The sequence below is a fragment of the Pseudomonas sp. SO81 genome (genome assembly GCF_030374125.1).
Lineage (GTDB): Bacteria > Pseudomonadota > Gammaproteobacteria > Pseudomonadales > Pseudomonadaceae > Aquipseudomonas.
Genome location: NZ_CP126126.1, coordinates 2,213,306 through 2,229,861, shown reverse-complemented (window position 1 = coordinate 2,229,861; position 16,556 = coordinate 2,213,306). Strand labels below are relative to the sequence as shown.

At 66.9% G+C, this 16,556-nt stretch carries 14 protein-coding genes and 1 riboswitch; of the genes, 5 read left to right on the top strand and 9 right to left on the bottom strand.

Annotated elements, in window-relative coordinates:
* Nucleotides 1-2 precede the first annotated feature (2 nt).
* The 5 genes from rhlE2 to ahcY all read right to left on the bottom strand — a co-directional run bounded on the left by rhlE2 (nt 3) and on the right by ahcY (nt 6,693).
* Complete coding sequence (gene rhlE2 / locus OH686_RS10600) at nt 3-1,886, bottom strand: RNA helicase RhlE2 (RefSeq protein ID WP_289538432.1); 1,884 nt, start codon at nt 1,884-1,886, stop codon at nt 3-5.
* A gap of 199 nt (nt 1,887-2,085) precedes the next feature.
* The gene (locus OH686_RS10595; protein WP_289538430.1) at nt 2,086-2,856 is read right to left on the bottom strand and encodes a substrate-binding periplasmic protein; all 771 of its coding nucleotides are present in this window, start codon (nt 2,854-2,856) and stop codon (nt 2,086-2,088) included.
* Between the two features lie 59 nt (nt 2,857-2,915).
* The gene (gene ppnN / locus OH686_RS10590) at nt 2,916-4,292 is read right to left on the bottom strand and encodes a nucleotide 5'-monophosphate nucleosidase PpnN (RefSeq protein ID WP_289538428.1); all 1,377 of its coding nucleotides are present in this window, start codon (nt 4,290-4,292) and stop codon (nt 2,916-2,918) included.
* A 106-nt stretch (nt 4,293-4,398) separates the two neighbouring features.
* Nucleotides 4,399-5,244, bottom strand: a complete 846-nt coding sequence (gene metF, locus OH686_RS10585) for a methylenetetrahydrofolate reductase [NAD(P)H] (protein ID WP_289538426.1) — start codon at nt 5,242-5,244, stop codon at nt 4,399-4,401.
* A gap of 60 nt (nt 5,245-5,304) precedes the next feature.
* A complete protein-coding gene (ahcY, locus tag OH686_RS10580) occupies nt 5,305-6,693 on the bottom strand; it encodes an adenosylhomocysteinase (RefSeq protein WP_289538424.1) in 1,389 nt (462 codons plus the stop codon).
* Nucleotides 6,694-6,716: 23 nt separating this feature from the next.
* A riboswitch (S-adenosyl-L-homocysteine riboswitch) is annotated at nt 6,717-6,816 on the bottom strand.
* A gap of 186 nt (nt 6,817-7,002) precedes the next feature.
* Between ahcY and OH686_RS10575 the strand changes: the two genes are divergently transcribed.
* Both OH686_RS10575 and OH686_RS10570 read left to right on the top strand, forming a co-directional pair.
* Nucleotides 7,003-7,407, top strand: a complete 405-nt coding sequence (locus tag OH686_RS10575) for an acyl-CoA thioesterase (RefSeq protein ID WP_289538422.1) — start codon at nt 7,003-7,005, stop codon at nt 7,405-7,407.
* A gap of 62 nt (nt 7,408-7,469) precedes the next feature.
* Nucleotides 7,470-7,919: a c-type cytochrome gene (locus OH686_RS10570; protein ID WP_289538420.1), complete on the top strand. Its 450-nt coding sequence runs from the start codon at nt 7,470-7,472 to the stop codon at nt 7,917-7,919.
* Here OH686_RS10570 and ligB read toward each other — a convergent pair.
* Nucleotides 7,916-9,580 (bottom strand): NAD-dependent DNA ligase LigB, encoded by a 1,665-nt coding sequence (gene ligB / locus OH686_RS10565; protein ID WP_289538418.1) that lies wholly within the window; start codon nt 9,578-9,580, stop codon nt 7,916-7,918. The two genes, OH686_RS10570 and ligB, sit on opposite strands and share 4 nt — an antisense overlap.
* 108 nt (nt 9,581-9,688) lie before the next feature.
* Between ligB and OH686_RS10560 the strand changes: the two genes are divergently transcribed.
* A complete protein-coding gene (locus tag OH686_RS10560) occupies nt 9,689-9,937 on the top strand; it encodes a hypothetical protein (protein ID WP_289538416.1) in 249 nt (82 codons plus the stop codon).
* Between the two features lie 70 nt (nt 9,938-10,007).
* Here the strand turns inward: OH686_RS10560 and metK are convergent, their stop codons facing one another.
* From metK to OH686_RS10545, 3 genes are read right to left on the bottom strand one after another with little or no spacing between them, the layout of a single operon-like run.
* Nucleotides 10,008-11,198, bottom strand: coding sequence for a methionine adenosyltransferase (gene metK / locus OH686_RS10555; RefSeq protein WP_289538414.1), 1,191 nt, complete (start codon nt 11,196-11,198; stop codon nt 10,008-10,010).
* A gap of 13 nt (nt 11,199-11,211) precedes the next feature.
* Entirely contained in the window at nt 11,212-12,207 is a 996-nt protein-coding gene (locus OH686_RS10550; protein ID WP_289538412.1) for an ArsR/SmtB family transcription factor, read from the bottom strand.
* Between the two features lie 46 nt (nt 12,208-12,253).
* Complete coding sequence (locus tag OH686_RS10545) at nt 12,254-13,144, bottom strand: LysR family transcriptional regulator (RefSeq protein ID WP_289538410.1); 891 nt, start codon at nt 13,142-13,144, stop codon at nt 12,254-12,256.
* A 110-nt stretch (nt 13,145-13,254) separates the two neighbouring features.
* Here OH686_RS10545 and OH686_RS10540 point away from each other — a divergent pair, with 110 nt between their 5' ends.
* Both OH686_RS10540 and tkt read left to right on the top strand, forming a co-directional pair.
* A complete protein-coding gene (locus OH686_RS10540; RefSeq protein ID WP_289538408.1) occupies nt 13,255-14,403 on the top strand; it encodes a TDT family transporter in 1,149 nt (382 codons plus the stop codon).
* 141 nt (nt 14,404-14,544) lie between these two features.
* Complete coding sequence (tkt, locus tag OH686_RS10535; RefSeq protein ID WP_289538405.1) at nt 14,545-16,545, top strand: transketolase; 2,001 nt, start codon at nt 14,545-14,547, stop codon at nt 16,543-16,545.
* Nucleotides 16,546-16,556 lie beyond the last annotated feature (11 nt).

Genomic DNA, 16,556 nt, shown 5'->3' with positions numbered 1-16,556 from the left:
GATTACTCCGCCGCGTCGTTCTTGCGCGTCAGCAGCGCCGGCTTCTCGCCGCGCGGACGGCTGTCCTGCAGGCTTTCCAGCTGCTCCATGGTCGGCAGGCGCTCACCCTTGCGGATGATCAGCGGCTGCTTGGTCGCGCGGCTGTCCTGCACCGCAGGCTCCTGGCGCTCGTAACGCGGCTCGTCGCGACGACCGCCGCCCTGGCTACGCTGACCGCCCTGGCGCTGGCCGCGGTTCTGCCCCTGTCCGCCACCCTGGCGCTGACCGCCGGGCTTGCCCTGACGCTGGCCGCCCTGACCACCACCGCCCTGGCGCTGGCCCTGCTGGCCGCCGCCCTGGCTGCGCTGGCCTTGGCCCTGACCACCCTGGCCGCCGCCGCGCCGCGGGTTGCGACCCTGGGGCTTCGGCTGGGTCGGGACGTAGTCGGCGCGGTTGCCGAAGTTGTCGAAATCGTCGTCGAGGAACTCTTCCGGATCGCGATCGGGGTGCGCCGCCGGAGCCGGCGCTTGTGCTTGCGACTGGCGAGGCTGGCGTGCCTGCTGGCCCTGTTGCTGGCCTGGTTGCTGCTCGCCTTCGCCCTTGCCTTTACCGCGGCGGCGCTTGCGCTTCTTGCCCTGGCCTTCGCCGGCTTCGCCAGCGGCCTTGGGCTCGTGCTTGGCTTCATGGCGCGGTCTGTCGGCGCGTGGCTGGCGCTCGGGGCGCGGGCCGCGCACTTCCGGCTTCTCGACTTCGACGCTGGCCGGGTCGAAGCCCAGGGTGTCGCCGTCGGGAATGCGTTGCTTGGTCATCCGCTCGATGCCTTTGAGCAGCTTCTCCTCGTCCGGCGCCACCAGAGAGATGGCCTCGCCGCTACGGCCGGCGCGGCCTGTGCGGCCGATGCGGTGCACGTAGTCTTCCTCGACGTTGGGCAGCTCGAAGTTGACCACGTGGGGCAACTGGTCGATATCCAGGCCGCGAGCGGCGATATCGGTGGCGACCAGGATGCGCACCTGGTTGGCCTTGAAGTCGGCCAGGGCCTTGGTGCGGGCGTTCTGGCTCTTGTTGCCATGGATCGCCACGGCCGGCAGGCCGTGCTTGTCCAGGTATTCGGCCAGGCGGTTGGCGCCGTGCTTGGTGCGGGTGAACACCAGCACCTGCTCCCAGGCACCCTGGGTGATCAGGTGGGCGAGGAGGGCGCGCTTATGGCTGGCCGGTAGGCGGAACACGCGCTGTTCGATGCGCTCGACCGTGGTGTTCGGCGGCGTGACCTCGATGCGCTCGGGGTTGTGCAGCAGCTTGCCGGCGAGGTCGGTAATGTCCTTGGAGAAGGTCGCCGAGAACAGCAGGTTCTGGCGTTGCGCCGGCAGCTTGGCCAGCACCTTCTTCACGTCGTGGATGAAGCCCATGTCGAGCATGCGGTCGGCTTCGTCGAGCACCAGGATCTCCACATGGGAGAGGTCGATGGCCTTCTGGTTGACCAGGTCGAGCAGGCGGCCGGGGCAGGCGACCAGGACGTCGACGCCCTTGGCCAGGGCCTGCACCTGGGGATTCATGCCGACGCCGCCGAAGATGCAGGCGCTGACGAATTTCAGGTCGCGGGCATAGACCTTGAAGCTGTCATGCACCTGGGCGGCCAGTTCGCGGGTCGGGGTCAGTACCAGGACCCGGGGTTGTTTCGGGCCGTGGCGGTGTTCGCGGTCCGGATGGCCGTTGGGGAACAGGCGCTCGAGGATCGGCAGGGCGAAGCCCGCGGTTTTACCGGTACCCGTCTGGGCGGCGACCATCAAATCGCGGCCTTGCAACACGGCGGGAATGGCCCGCTGCTGCACAGGAGTGGGTTGGGTGTAGCCGGCAGCTTCTACCGCATTGGCTAAAGCCTCGGAGAGACCGAGGGAAACAAAGGACATGAGTCATCCTGTCATATTGGGGCGAAGGCCCATTGGGGAAGTTGCCTGGCTTGAATCGCTCTTGCTGAACGATCCCGTCCGGTACTGCTGGGCGATGGGTTGCCGAGCATCCGGGCGCAAGCCTGGCGGGAGCCCGGAGTATAACAGAGCATCATGGCTACGCCGCTAGCTGCCCGTCGCCTGATTTTCGTGGCCTGGATCAATCCTTGGCGGCGACCGGCGCATCGTCCGGCTCGGCATAGCGCGCCTGCAGATGGGCATAGGCCGGCTCGCGCTTGAAGCGGCGCAGTTCGCTGGCGAAGCGCTCGGCCAGGGCCGCCAGTTCCGGCGTGCGGCGCAGGGCCAGGTACAGGCGGTCCTCGCCGACGGCCTTGGGGTTGTAGCCGAGCTGCGCGCCCAGCCCCATGCGCGCGGCCAGGTACATGCCGGCGCGGCGGTCGTTGACCACCAGGTCCACGCGCTGGCGCACCAGCTTGCCCAGGTTGGCCTCGTGAGTCGGTGCTTCCTCGCGGCTGAACAGGCGCGAGTCGCGGAAGGCCTGGTCGTTGTACCAATAGCCCGGCGAGATGCCGATCAGCAGGTCGCGCAGGTCTTCCAGCGAACGGTAGGGATAGGGCCGCTGGCGCGCGTAGAACAGCACGAACTCGACCTCCGACAACGGCTCGTCGACGAACAGCATCTGCGGCTCGCGCTCGGCGATGCGGAAGATGTCGAGAATGCCGTCGGCCTGGCCCTGCTCGAAGGCCAGCAGGCAGCGCTTCCACGGCAGGAACTGCCACTCGACCTCCACGCCCAGGCGGCGCAGCACTTCGGCGCTGATCTCGTAGTCGAGCCCGACCGGCTGGCCGTTCTCCTCGTAGACGTAGGGCGCCCAGGCTTCGGTGACGATGCGCAGCGGCTCCGCCCGCGCCGTGAAGGCGAGGCAGAGCAGCAGTGCGGCGGCATAAAGCTGGCGCTGGAATAATGGCATTGCGCCAGAGTAGCGAGATTACTGCTGCCGCAACAGTGCTCAATTGGTCGAATACGCGACTAACTGACCACCCGGTAGCAGGGCACGTAGGCGCTGCCGCCCGGCAGCTTCATGCGGTGCTGTTCGACGAAGGCCTGCAGCAGGCGGTCGAGCGGACGCATGATGGTCGGGTCGCCCTTGATCTCGTACGGGCCGTGCGCCTCGATCATGCGAATGCCGTGCGCCTTGACGTTGCCGGCGACGATGCCGGAGAAGGCGCGGCGCAGGTTGGCGGCCAGCTCGTGCAGCGGCTGCTCGCGGGTCAGGTTGAGCGCGGCCATGCTGGCGTGGGTCGGCTCGAACGGACGCTGGAAGCCCTCGTCGATCTTCAGCAGCCAGTTGAAGTGGAAGGCATCGTTGCGCTCGCGGCGGAACTGCTCCACGGCGTGGATGCCTGCGGCCATCTGCCGAGCCACTTCGGCCGGGTCGTTGATGATCATCTGGTAGCGCTGCTGAGCCACTGCGCCGAGGGTCTCGCCGATGAACTCGTGCAGCTGCTTGAGGTAGGTCGAGGCGCTCTTCGGGCCGGTGAGGATCACCGGGAAGGGCAACTCGGCATTGTCCGGATGGGTGAGGATGCCGAGCAGGTAGAGGAATTCCTCGGCCGTGCCGACCCCGCCGGGGAAGATGATGATGCCGTGGCCGACGCGGACAAAGGCCTCCAGGCGCTTCTCGATGTCCGGCAGGATCACCAGCTCGTTGACGATCGGGTTGGGTGCCTCGGCGGCGATGATGCCCGGCTCGGTCAGGCCCAGGTAGCGGGCGCCGACGATGCGCTGCTTGGCGTGGGCGATGGTGGCGCCCTTCATCGGTCCCTTCATCACGCCCGGGCCGCAGCCGGTGCAGACGTCCAGGCGGCGCAGGCCGAGCTCGTGGCCGACCTTCTTGGTGTATTTGTATTCCTCGGTGCTGATCGAGTGGCCGCCCCAGCACACCGCCATCCGCGGCTCGACGCCGGCGCGCAGGGTGCGGGCGTTGCGCAGCAGGTGGAAGACGTAGTCGGTGATGCCCTGGGAGCTCTCGAAGTCGATGCGCTGGTTCTCCAGCTCGCTCTGCGTGTAGACGATGTCGCGCAGGGCGCTGAACAGCATCTCGCGGGTGCTGGCGATCATCTCGCCATCGACGAAGGCGTCGGCCGGGGCGTTGCGCAGCTCCAGGCGGATGCCGCGATCCTGCTGATGGATGATCACCTCGAAGTCCGGGTAGGCCTCGAGGATGGTCTTGGCGTTGTCGCTGTGCGAGCCGGTGTTGAGGATCGCCAGGGCGCATTGGCGGAACAGGGCATAGATGGTGCCGGAGCCGGTTTCGCGCAGTTGCTGCACTTCGCGCTGGGAGAGGGTTTCCAGGCTGCCCTTGGGGCTAACCGAGGCGTTGATCTTGTTGCGTACCAGAGTCATCTAGGCTTCCGTGTCGAGCGCGCGATCGCGTCGGGGGCGGTGCGCAGGGGGTGTCTGGTATGAGATCGCGCCGCCATCGCGAAGTTGCTCCGGCGGCGCGCTCGCCTCAGCGTGGCAGCTTGAGGTTGTTCCAGATGGCCAGACTGGCGTCGGCCTGGTTCAGGGTATAGAAGTGCAGGCCCGGCGCGCCACCTTGCAGCAGGCGCTCGCACATCTCGCTGACCACCTGCTCGCCGAAGGCCTGGATGCTGTCCAGGTCGTCGCCGTAGGCTTCCAGCTGCTTGCGGATCCAGCGTGGGATCTCGGCGCCGCAGGCGTCGGAGAAGCGCGCCAGCTTGCTGTAGTTGGTGATCGGCATGATGCCCGGCACGATCGGCAGCTCCACGCCCAGCTTGCGCACGCGCTCGACGAAGTAGAAGTAGCAGTCGGCACTGAAGAAGTACTGGGTGATGGCGCTGTTGGCACCGGCCTGGCACTTGCGCACGAAGTTCTGCAAATCGTCCTCGTAGCTGCGTGCCTGCGGGTGCACTTCCGGGTAGGCGGCCACTTCGATGTGGAAGTGATCGCCGGTCTCGGCGCGGATGAACTCCACCAGTTCGTTGGCGTAGCGCAGCTCGCCGCTGGCCATGCCCATGCCGGACGGCAGGTCGCCGCGCAGGGCGACGATGCGTTTGATCCCGGAGTTCTTGTACTGGCTGAGCAGGCTGCGCAGCTCGTCCTTGCTGTCACCGACGCAGGACAGGTGCGGCGCGGTCGGCACGCCGACATCGCCATCCAGCTGCAGCACGGTGTTCAGGGTGCGATCGCGGGTGGAGCCACCGGCACCGTAGGTGCAGGAGAAGAAGTCCGGGTTGTAGCCGGCCAGCTGGCGGGCCACGCCCATCAGCTTCTCGTGGCCGGCGTCGGTCTTGGTGGGGAAGAACTCGAAACTGTAGCGACGTTCTTGCGACATATATCTGGTCCTTGCAGACACGAAGAAGGCGGGGCGTTGCCGCCCCGCCTTCCCGGTGCATCAGTAGCGGTAGGCGTCCGGCTTGAACGGGCCTTCGACGGTCACGCCGATGTACTCGGCCTGTTTCGGGGTCAGCTGGGTGACCACGCCGCCGAAGCCGCGCACCATCTCCAGGGCCACTTCCTCGTCCAGCTTCTTCGGCAGCACTTCCACGGTCAGGCGCGCGCCCTTGTCGGCAGCCGGCAGGTCGGCGAACTTGGCGCCATACAGATGGATCTGCGCCAGCACCTGGTTGGCGAAGGAGCCATCCATGATCCGGCTCGGGTGGCCGGTGGCGTTGCCCAGGTTCACCAGGCGGCCTTCGGCCAGCAGGATCAGGTAGTCCTCGTTGCGCGGGTCGAACTGGCCGGCGCCAGTGCGGTGGATCTTGTGCACCTGCGGCTTGACCTCTTCCCAGGCCCAGTTCTTGCGCATGAAGGCGGTGTCGATCTCGTTGTCGAAGTGGCCGATGTTGCACACCACGGCGCGCTTCTTCAGGGCCTTGAGCATGTTGGCGTCGCAGACGTTGACGTTACCGGTGGTGGTGACGATCAGGTCGATCTTGCCCAGCAGGGCCTTGTCGATGCTCGCTTCGGTGCCATCGTTCAGGCCGTTGAGGTACGGCGAGGCGACTTCGAAGCCGTCCATGCAGGCCTGCATGGCGCAGATCGGGTCGATCTCGGAAACCTTGACGATCATGCCTTCCTGGCGCAGGGATTGAGCCGAGCCCTTGCCCACGTCGCCGTAGCCGATCACCAGAGCCTGCTTGCCGGACAGCAGGTGGTCGACGCCGCGCTTGATGGCGTCGTTCAGGCTGTGACGGCAGCCGTACTTGTTGTCGTTCTTGCTCTTGGTCACCGAGTCGTTGACGTTGATCGCCGGGACTTTCAGGGTGCCGGCCTTGAGCATGTCGAGCAGACGGTGCACGCCGGTGGTGGTCTCTTCGGTGATGCCGTGGATCTTGTCCAGCATCGCCGGGTAGCGCTCGTGGATGATCTGGGTCAGGTCGCCGCCGTCGTCGAGGATCATGTTGGCGTCCCACGGCTGGCCATCCTTGAGGATGGTCTGCTCGATGCACCACTCGTACTCTTCCTCGGTCTCACCCTTCCAGGCGAATACCGGGATACCGGCGGCGGCGATGGCGGCAGCGGCCTGGTCCTGGGTCGAGAAGATGTTGCAGGACGACCAGCGCACTTCGGCACCGAGCGCGATCAGGGTCTCGATCAGCACGCCGGTCTGGATGGTCATGTGGATGCAGCCGATGATCTTGGCGCCCTTGAGCGGCTGCTCACCGGCGTACTTGCGGCGCAGGCCCATCAGAGCCGGCATTTCCGACTCGGCGATGATCAGCTCTTTGCGGCCCCAATCGGCCAGGGAAATATCGGCGACTTTGAAATCGTTGAAAGCCATGCAATAGCACTCCATTCGTTGTCTGCGAATGGGCGCCGTTGATGCGTATGGTTAACGCCCCATCCGAGCCTGACAGGTGAAAGCCACATGGGGCTTTCGTCTGCTGCAGCGCCCCTCGGACAGGTGGCGGGCACGACCGGGCGGAGCCGGATCGCGTGAAGCCCGGCGATTATAGCCAGCCTGACGGCGTAGCCCAAGGTCTTCCGTCGCGCGCTTCTATCGGGACGATTGAAAACCTTGCCGGGAAATCGGCGCCGTTACGGTTCATCCTGTCGCTCGAAACTGACCGACCAGACAGGAGAAGTGGCGATGAAATTCCACACACGCAAATGGGTGAAACCCGAAGACCTCAACCCCAACGGCACCTTGTTCGGTGGCAGCCTGCTGAAATGGATCGACGAGGAGGCGGCGATCTACGCCATCATCCAGCTCGACAGCCAGCGGGTGGTGACCAAGCTGATCTCCGAAATCAACTTCGTCAGCTCGGCGCGCCAGGGCGACATCATCGAACTGGGCATCACCGCCACCGAGTTCGGCCGCACGTCGCTGACCCTGCGTTGCGAGGTGCGCAACAAGATCACCCGCAAGAGCATCCTGACCATCGACAAGCTGGTGTTCGTCAACGTGGATGCGGATGGCCTGGCGACGCCGCACGGCAAGACGCAGATCAGCTACATCCGCGACCGCTTCCCGGAGCAGGCTGCGGCATCCTAACCCTTGGCCGCGGGGCGGAGAGTGGCAATACTGTCGCCCTCCGTTCCCAGCCAGTCGTAACGATGAAGTCGAAAATCCTCCTGGCCCTGCTGGCCTGTACCCTGCTCGCCGCCTGCGACCGGGTCGATCCCGACTCGCCACTGGGCAAGCGCCAGGCGCTGTTCAAGGACATGCTGCGCACCAGCGAAGACCTGGGCGGCATGCTGCGCGGACGCCTGAGCTTCAATGAAAAGAACTTCACCGCAGGTGCTATCCGCCTCGACGAGCTGTCGCGCCAGCCCTGGCAGCATTTCCCCCAGGTGCAGGAAGCCGGCGAAGACAGCCATGCGCGTGACGACGTCTGGCAACGCCAGGAGCGTTTCCAGCAGCTGGCGCGCGAGCTGGAGGTGGCCACCGCCGAGCTGCGCAGCCAGGCTCAGGTCAAACCGTTGCGCGCCGAGGCGCTGGGCGCGCCGGTGGCCAAGGTCGAGGGCGCCTGCAAGGCCTGCCACGAAGAGTTTCGCATTTACTAGAAACCCGCCACTCCGGCGCGTTGCAGCTGCTCGCGCAGACGCAGCACTTCCGGGTGACGGAAGAAGGCCGCCAGCTGTGCGGCACGGGTCGGGCCGATGCCGCCGTAGGCGTCCCAATCCGCGGCATCGCGGGCGGCCAATGTCGCCCAGTCGTCTTGCAGCGGTGCCGAGCCGCTGGGCGGCAGTCCCAGGGCGCGCAGCCACTGCTGGAACGGGCGCCGCCGGGCGCTGGCGAAGCTGCCGTGCAGGTTGGCGGCGCTGCGCTGGCCGAAGCCCGGGCGCGTGGCCAGTTCGCTCTCCTGCAATTCCAGCCAGTCGAGCAGCCCCTGCAGACGCAGTTTCTCCCAGGTGCCGGCGCCGACGCCGGGCAGCGCCAGGCCCTGCTTGCCGCTCAGCCATTGCTGGCGCGCGGCGAACTGGCTCTCGCAGCCGGACGTCGGGCGCCAGCAGCTGAGCGGGTGGTGGGCGGCCGGATCGGGAATGGCCAGCGTGCTGCGCTGCTGGCTACGCCAGACCACGCCGTCCAGCCGCGGAATAGTCAGGCCGGCCAGGGCGATCGCCACCTGGTCGCCGGGGCGGATATCCAGCGCCTGCCAGCGTTGCAGCGAGCCGAGGCCGACGCGGCTCACCCGGCGGCCATCCAACTCGACCGGTTGCAGCTGCAGCAGCGGAGTGATGCGCCCGGTGCGGCCGATCTGAAACTGCACGGCACGCACTTGCGCCAGCGCCTGGCGCGGCGGGTACTTCCAGGCGGCGGCCCAGCTCGGTGGCTCGGCGATCCAGCTCTCGCCGCTCGGCCGCCGGCCTTGGCGCAGCACTACGCCATCACTGGCGAAGGGCAGTTCGGTGCGGTACCAGCGCTCGCGCCACTGACCGGCCTCTGTCGCCGAGCGCAGGGGCTGGGTCAGCTCAGCGCTGTCGGCGAAGCCCAGCTCGCGTAGCCCCTGCAGGCGTTGGACCATGCCGGCCGGGCCATTGGGCCAGTCCCACACGAACAGGCCGATGGCGGCGGCCCGTTCGGCGTCCAGCGTGCCGCGCGCCATGGCGCCGGCGGCCTTGCCACGCAGGCCGTTGCCGCCGTCGCGGGCCTGCACATGGCCGGGCGTGCGCCAGTACAGCTCGCCCTGCAGGATAAGTTCGCCGTGTCGCGGCAGTTGCCGGGGAATGGCCTCGATCAGCCTGGCGCGGGCGGTCCAGTCCTGGCCGCTGCGACCGTCACCACGGCTGATCGCCTGCTGCAATCGGCCATCGCGATAGACCAGGGTGACGGCCACGCCGTCGACCTTGGGTTGAATCCACAGATCGTCGCGTCCGGCCATCCAGCTGCGTACGGCCGCTTCGTCACGCAGCTTGGCCAGCCCGGTCTGGGCGACCGGATGCGCAACCGGGCCGCCGGCGCCTTGCAGCGCTGCGGCAGGCGCAGCGGCATGTTGTTGAGCAAAGCAGGCCTGCCACTGCTCGAGGCGAGCGCGGCTCTGGTCATAGAGCTCATCGTCGATCTGCGCCTGGCCATCGACGTGATAGGCCCGATCCCACTCGGCGATGCGCCGCTCGAGGGCGGCGATTTCTTCGGTGCCCTGGGTGGCGGGCCAGTCGGGGCAGGGAGTGGCGGCGAGATGGCCGGCGAACAGGCAGAGGCATAGCGCGATGCGGTATGGCATGGAGAGCATCCTTGCTCGATGAGGGTGGCAATAGCCTAGTCGCCCTATGGGGTTGCGGCTGATAGCATTGCGCCGCCATGCAGGAGTCTGCTCAACAAGGAGGTGTATATGGCGACTATCGGTTTCTTTGTGCTGGTCGGCGGCTGGATCTGGTCGGTAGCCAGGGGGATTCAGGTGTCCATGCTGTGCGTGGTGCTGAATTTCATTTTTCCGCCCCTGGCCCAGGGGATCTTCTCGCTGTACGAGCCGCCCATCCGCGCGCCGCTGATGACCATGGTGGTGGGAACGGCGCTGATGTATTTCGCGGGCGCACTGCGTTTCGCCGACGGCGGCCTGGGTTTCTCCTTCCATCTCTGAGCCGGGTGGGGTTTCGCCCACCAACAAAAAGCCCCGCACTAGGCGGGGCTTTTTGCATTGCGGGATAGCCTTACAGGCCGGCAGCGGCGCGCAGGTCGGCGACCTTGTCGGTCTTCTCCCAGGTGAAGGTGCTGAAGGTGTCGTCGCCGACGGTCTTCTGCTGCGGGGTGCGGCCGAAGTGACCGTAGGCTGCGGTCTCCTGGTACATCGGGTGCAGCAGGTTGAGCATCTTGGTGATGGCGTATGGACGCAAGTCGAACACTTCACGCACCAGCTTGATGATCTTGTCTTCGGCGATCTTGTGGGTGCCGAAGGTGTTGATCGAGATGGAGGTCGGCTGGGCCACGCCGATGGCGTAGGACACCTGGATCTCGCAGCGGTCGGCCAGGCCGGCGGCCACGATGTTCTTGGCGACATAACGGCCTGCGTAGGCAGCCGAACGGTCGACCTTGGATGGGTCCTTGCCGGAGAAGGCGCCGCCGCCGTGACGGGCCATGCCGCCGTAGGAGTCGACGATGATCTTGCGGCCGGTCAGACCGCAGTCGCCCACCGGGCCGCCGATCACGAAGTTGCCGGTTGGGTTGATGTGGAACTGGGTGTCCTTGTGCAGCAGTTCGGCCGGCAGCGCGTGCTTGATGATCAGCTCCATCACGCCTTCACGCAGGTCGCTCAGCGACACTTCCGGGTTGTGCTGGGTGGACAGCACCACGGCGTCGATGCCGACTACCTTGCCGTTCTCGTACTGGCAGGTGACCTGGGACTTGGCGTCCGGGCGCAGCCAGGTCAGCAGACCGGACTTGCGCGCCTCGGCCTGGCGCTCGACCAGGGCGTGGGAGAAGCGGATCGGCGCCGGCATCAGCACGTCGGTTTCGTTGCTGGCGTAGCCGAACATCAGGCCCTGGTCACCGGCACCCTGGTCTTCCGGCTTGGCGCGGTCGACACCCTGGTTGATGTCCGGGGACTGCTTGCCAATGATGTTCATCACGCCGCAGGTGGCGCCGTCGAAGCCGACGTCGGAGCTGGTGTAGCCGATGTCGCAGATGACGTCGCGGACGATCTGCTCGAGGTCGACCCAGGCGCTGGTGGTGACTTCGCCGGCGACGATGGCGACGCCGGTCTTGACCAGGGTTTCCACGGCCACGCGGGCGTGTTTGTCCTGGGCGATGATGGCGTCGAGGACGGCATCGGAAATCTGGTCGGCGATCTTGTCCGGATGGCCTTCGGACACGGACTCGGAGGTAAACAGGGAGTATTCGCTCATTTCAAAATCCTATTCATTCCTGGTTTTGCTTCGCATCCGGCTTGGCGAAGTGCCGTACCTGAATCTGAAAGCCGTTCTTGAGGCCCACATAGAGGCTCTCGCCGGGCGTGAGCCCCGCGGCATCGGCCCAGCGGGCCAGATCTTCCTGTTCGAAGCCGAGCCAGAGATCGCCGCAGGCCGTCCTGGCCCAACTCTGGTCATGGCTGCACAACTCGGTCACCAGCAGGCTGCCGCCGTTCTTCACCAGGCGGGCCAGCTGTTTCAGCGCTTCGGCCGGGGCGGCGAAATGGTGCAGGACCATGTTCACCACCACGCAGTCGGCAGCGCCGATCTCGTCGTTCAGGGCATCGGCGAGCAGTAGCTGAACATTGCCCAGTTGTTCTTGCTCGCAGCGCTGGCGGGCCAGCTCCAGCATCGCCGTGCTGTTATCCAGCGCCACCACCTTGCCGAAGCGGCGCGCCAGCTCGGGCAGGAAACCGCCGTCGCCGGGGCCGACTTCCAGCGCCGTGCTGTTCGGCGCGAAATTCAGCGCATCGAGCAGGGCCAGCACGCTGTCGCGGTACTGCGGCAGGCCGGCGATCAGGTCCTGCTGGGCCTGGAACTTGTCCGCCGTCTTGGCGAAGAAGTCGCGGCTGGCCGCGGCGCGCTGGGCGTGCACGGCGGCGATGCGCTGCTGCACGTCGGCCGGCAGCTGCAGCTCTTCGACTTCCTGCAGCAGCGCGGCATGCAGGGCACCGCCGAGCAGTTCGCCCTGGGGCAGGGCGCGGCGGTAGAACACCGCATTGCCTTCGCGCCGTGTGGCCACCAGACCGGCCTGGGCCAGCACCTTGAGGTGGTGGCTCATGCCCGACTGACCGATGGCGAAGATCTGCGCCAGTTCCAGTACGCCGAACGAGTCGTTGGCCAGCGCGCGCAGCACGTTCAGGCGCAGCGGATCGCCGCCGGCCTTGCACAGGGCGGCGAGCTCATCGGCTGGCTCGAAACGGAGCTGGGGCACGCGCATATTCATAGTGGCGGCAGTCTAGTCGCTCACTTTTCATCCAGCAACAGCAATATCAAAAAGTTTTGATATTGCCTGTCAGCAGCTCCAGGAAAGCGGCCGGTGCCGGGCTCAGCTGGCTGTCGCGGCGCCAGAGCATGTGCAGGTCGCGCTCGATCTGCAGGTCGCGCACGTCCAGGCGCACCAGGCGGCCATCGGCCAGTTCATCCTCGACCACCAGTTGCGACAGCCAGGCGATGCCATGGCCGCCGGCGATCAGGCGCTTGAGCGCCTCGGTGCCGCCGATGGCCATGCGCGCCTCGGCCTGCAGGCCGTGCTCGCGGTAGGCCTGCTCGATGCTGGCGCGGGCGCCGGAGCCGGGCTCGCGCAGGTACAGGTCGTGCTCCTGCAGGTCGCGCCCGTGCAGGCCGCGGCGCCCGGCCAGCGGGTGGGACGGGCCGGCCACCGGCAGCAGCCGGTCGCGGGCCAGGCGGTGGCAGGCGTAGTCGTCCTGGGCGAAGGGACCTTCGACGAAGCCCAGGGCGATACTGCCGTCGTCCAGTTGCTGGGTGACTTCATGGGTGTTGCTCACTCGCAGGTCGACGAACACCTGCGGATGCAGGCGGCGGAAGCGGTTGAGCAGCGGTGGCAGCAGGTACGCGCCTAGAGTGGCGCTGGCGCCCAGGTACAGCTCGCCGTGGCTGAGGTTGGCGTAGTCGCGCAGGTCGCGCTCGGCCGCCTGCTCCAGGGCGAAGATGCGTTCGGCGAACTGCAGCAGGCGCTGGCCGCCCTCGGTCGGCCTCACGCCGCGCGGGTGGCGATCGAACAAAGCCAGGCCGAGGCTGGCTTCCAGATCGCGGATCTCGCGGGTCACCGCCGGCTGGCTGATATGCAGGCGCGCCGCTCCGGCGCTGATGCTGCCGGCCTCGGCGACGGCGAGGAAGACCTTGAGGTGGTGCAGGTTCATGGTGCTTACACATAAAGAGAAGGTATGCGAATCATGCTGAATATGTATTTTTCATATGGCAAGCGCTTGCCTAGCCTTGGCGCCTCGCTTGTCTGCCGTTCGGAATCCTCATGCCGCGCCCCTTTACCCGTCTGCCCGAGCCCTGGGCCTTCGTTCGCCACTTCACGCCCAACTGGTTCGCCATGACCATGGGGACCGGTGTGCTGGCCTTGGTGGTCGCCCATCTGCCGTGGACCCTGCCGGGGCAGATGGCCCTGGCCGAGGCGCTGTGGCTGTTCGGCTTGCTGCTGTTCGCCCTGTTCAGCCTGCTGTTCCTCAGTCGCGTGCTGCTGCACCGCGATACGGTCTGGCCGATGCTGCTGCACCCGGTGCAGTCGATGTTCCTCGGCGCCATTCCCATGGGCCTGGCCATGCTGATCGGCGGGCTGGTGCAGTTCGGCCCCGCGCGCTGGGGCCAGGGTGTGTATGAGCTGGCGCATGTGCTGTGGTGGCTGGATGCGGCCATGGCGCTGGGCAGTGCGCTGCTGGTGCCCTACCTGATGTTCACCCGGCAGAGCCATGCGCTGGAGAAGATGACCGCCGTGTGGCTGCTGCCGATCGTCGCGCCCGAAGTGGCGGCCGGTGCCGCCGGTGGTCTGGCACCCTACCTCGATCCGGCTTCCGCGCGGCTGATGCTGGCGGTCGGTTTCGTGCTGTGGGGCATGTCGCTGTCCCTGGCCTTCTCGCTGATCACCCTGGTGTTGCTGCGCCTGGCCCTGCACAAGCTGCCGGACACCGACTTCGCCGCCACCAGCTGGCTGCCGCTGGGCCCGCTGGCCACCGGCTGCCTGGGCCTGCTGACCATGGGCCAGGATGCCCCGGCCGCCTTCGCCGGCACGGCCATGGCCGGCGCCGCCGAGGTGGCCAGCGGCCTGAGCCTGGTCGGCGGCCTGGCGCTGTGGGGCGCCGGGCTGTGGTGGCTGGTCACGGCGATCTTCTTCACCCGCCACTACATCCGCGACAACATGCCGTTCAACCTGGGCTGGTGGGGCTTCACCTTCCCGCTGGGGGTGTTCACCCTGGCCACCTTCGAGCTGGAGCGCCTGACCGAGCTGCGCTTCTTCGCCCTGGTCGGCCTGGTGCTGGCGGTGCAACTGGCGGCGGTCTGGCTGCTGGTGCTGCAGCGCACCCTGCGCGGCGTATGGCATGGCGAGTTGTTCGAGGCGCCCTGCCTGAGCGGGCCGAACGCGCCGGCCCATGGGGTGTTCACGGCGGATTGAGGGGGCGCTTCGGCACGCTTTTCGCCGATCTGCGCGGGCGTTCGACCATCTGTCATTGCCCCTGAGCACTCGGCTGGGCGAAAATACGCGCCTTTTTACCGCCCCCTTCTTCTAGAAGTAGCCCCCGCAGGAGATTCAGCGATGCCCAGCCGTCGTGAGCGTGCCAATGCCATTCGTGCCCTCAGCATGGATGCTGTGCAGAAAGCCAACAGCGGCCACCCCGGTGCCCCGATGGGCATGGCGGACATCGCCGAAGTGCTGTGGCGCGACTTCCTGCAGCACAACCCGAGCAACCCGAACTGGGCCGACCGCGACCGTTTCGTGCTGTCCAACGGCCACGGCTCGATGCTGATCTACTCGCTGCTGCACCTGACCGGCTACGACCTGTCCATGGACGACCTCAAGCAGTTCCGTCAGCTGCACAGCCGCACCCCGGGCCACCCGGAATACGGCTACACCCCGGGCGTGGAGACCACCACCGGCCCGCTGGGTCAGGGCATCGCCAACGCCGTCGGCTTCGCCATCGCCGAGAAGGTACTGGGCGCCCAGTTCAACCGTCCGGGCCATGAAGTGGTCGACCACTTCACCTACGCCTTCCTCGGCGACGGCTGCATGATGGAAGGCATCAGCCATGAAGTCTGCTCGCTGGCCGGCACCCTGGGCCTGGGCAAGCTGATCGCCTTCTACGACGACAACGGCATCTCCATCGACGGCGAAGTGCACGGCTGGTTCACCGACGACACCCCGGCGCGCTTTGAGTCCTACGGCTGGCAGGTGATCCGCAACGTCGACGGCCATGACGCCGACGAGATCAAGATCGCCATCGAGACCGCGCGCAAGACCAGCGACCGCCCGACCCTGATCTGCTGCAAGACCGTGATCGGCTTCGGTTCGCCCAACAAGGGCGGCAAGGAAGAGTGCCACGGCGCCCCGCTGGGCAACGACGAGATCGCCGCCACCCGCGCTGCGCTGAACTGGAGCCACGGTCCGTTCGAGATCCCCTCGGAGATCTACGCCGAGTGGGACGCCAAGGAAGCCGGCGCCGCCCGCGAGGCCGCCTGGAACGACAAGTTCGCCGCCTACGCCGCCGCCCACCCGGAGCTGGCTGCCGAGCTCAAGCGCCGCCTGGCTGGCGAGCTGCCGGCCGATTTCGCCGAGAAGTCCGCCGCCTACGTCCAGGAAGTCGCCGCCAAGGGCGAGACCATCGCCAGCCGCAAGGCCAGCCAGAATGCGCTGAACGCCTTCGGCCCGCTGCTGCCGGAATTCCTCGGCGGTTCCGCCGACCTGGCCGGTTCCAACCTGACCCTGTGGAAGGGCTGCAAGGGCGTGGAATCCACCGACGCCGCCGGCAACTACCTGTTCTACGGCGTGCGCGAGTTCGGCATGAGCGCGATCATGAACGGCATCGCCCTGCACGGCGGCTTCATCCCCTACGGCGCGACCTTCCTGATCTTCATGGAATACGCGCGCAACGCCGTGCGCATGTCTGCGCTGATGAAGCAGCGCGTGCTCTATGTGTTCACCCACGACTCCATCGGTCTGGGCGAAGACGGCCCGACCCACCAGCCGATCGAGCAGCTGGCCAGCCTGCGTGGCACGCCGAACCTGGACACCTGGCGCCCGGCCGACGCGGTGGAATCCGCGGTGGCCTGGAAGTACGCCATCGAGCGCGCCGACGGCCCGAGCGCGCTGATCTTCAGCCGCCAGAACCTGCCGCACCAGGCGCGCGACGGCCAGCAGGTCGCCGACATCGCCCGTGGCGCATACGTGCTCAAGGACTGCGCCGGCGAGCCGGAACTGATCCTGATCGCCACCGGTTCGGAAGTCGGCCTGGCAGTGCAGGCGTTCGACAAGCTGACCGAGCAGGGCCGCAAGGTACGCGTGGTGTCCATGCCGTCGACTTCCGTGTTCGACCAGCAGGACGCCGCCTACAAACAGGCCGTGCTGCCGCTGCAGGTCGGCGCGCGCATCGCCATCGAGGCCTCCCACGCGGACTACTGGTACAAGTACGTGGGCCTGGAAGGCCGCATCATCGGCATGACCACCTTCGGTGAGTCCGCCCCGGCGCCGGCGCTGTTCGAGGAGTTCGGCTTCACCGTCGCCAACATCCTGGAAACCGCCGAAGAGCTGCTCGACGCCTGATGCGCCTGGCC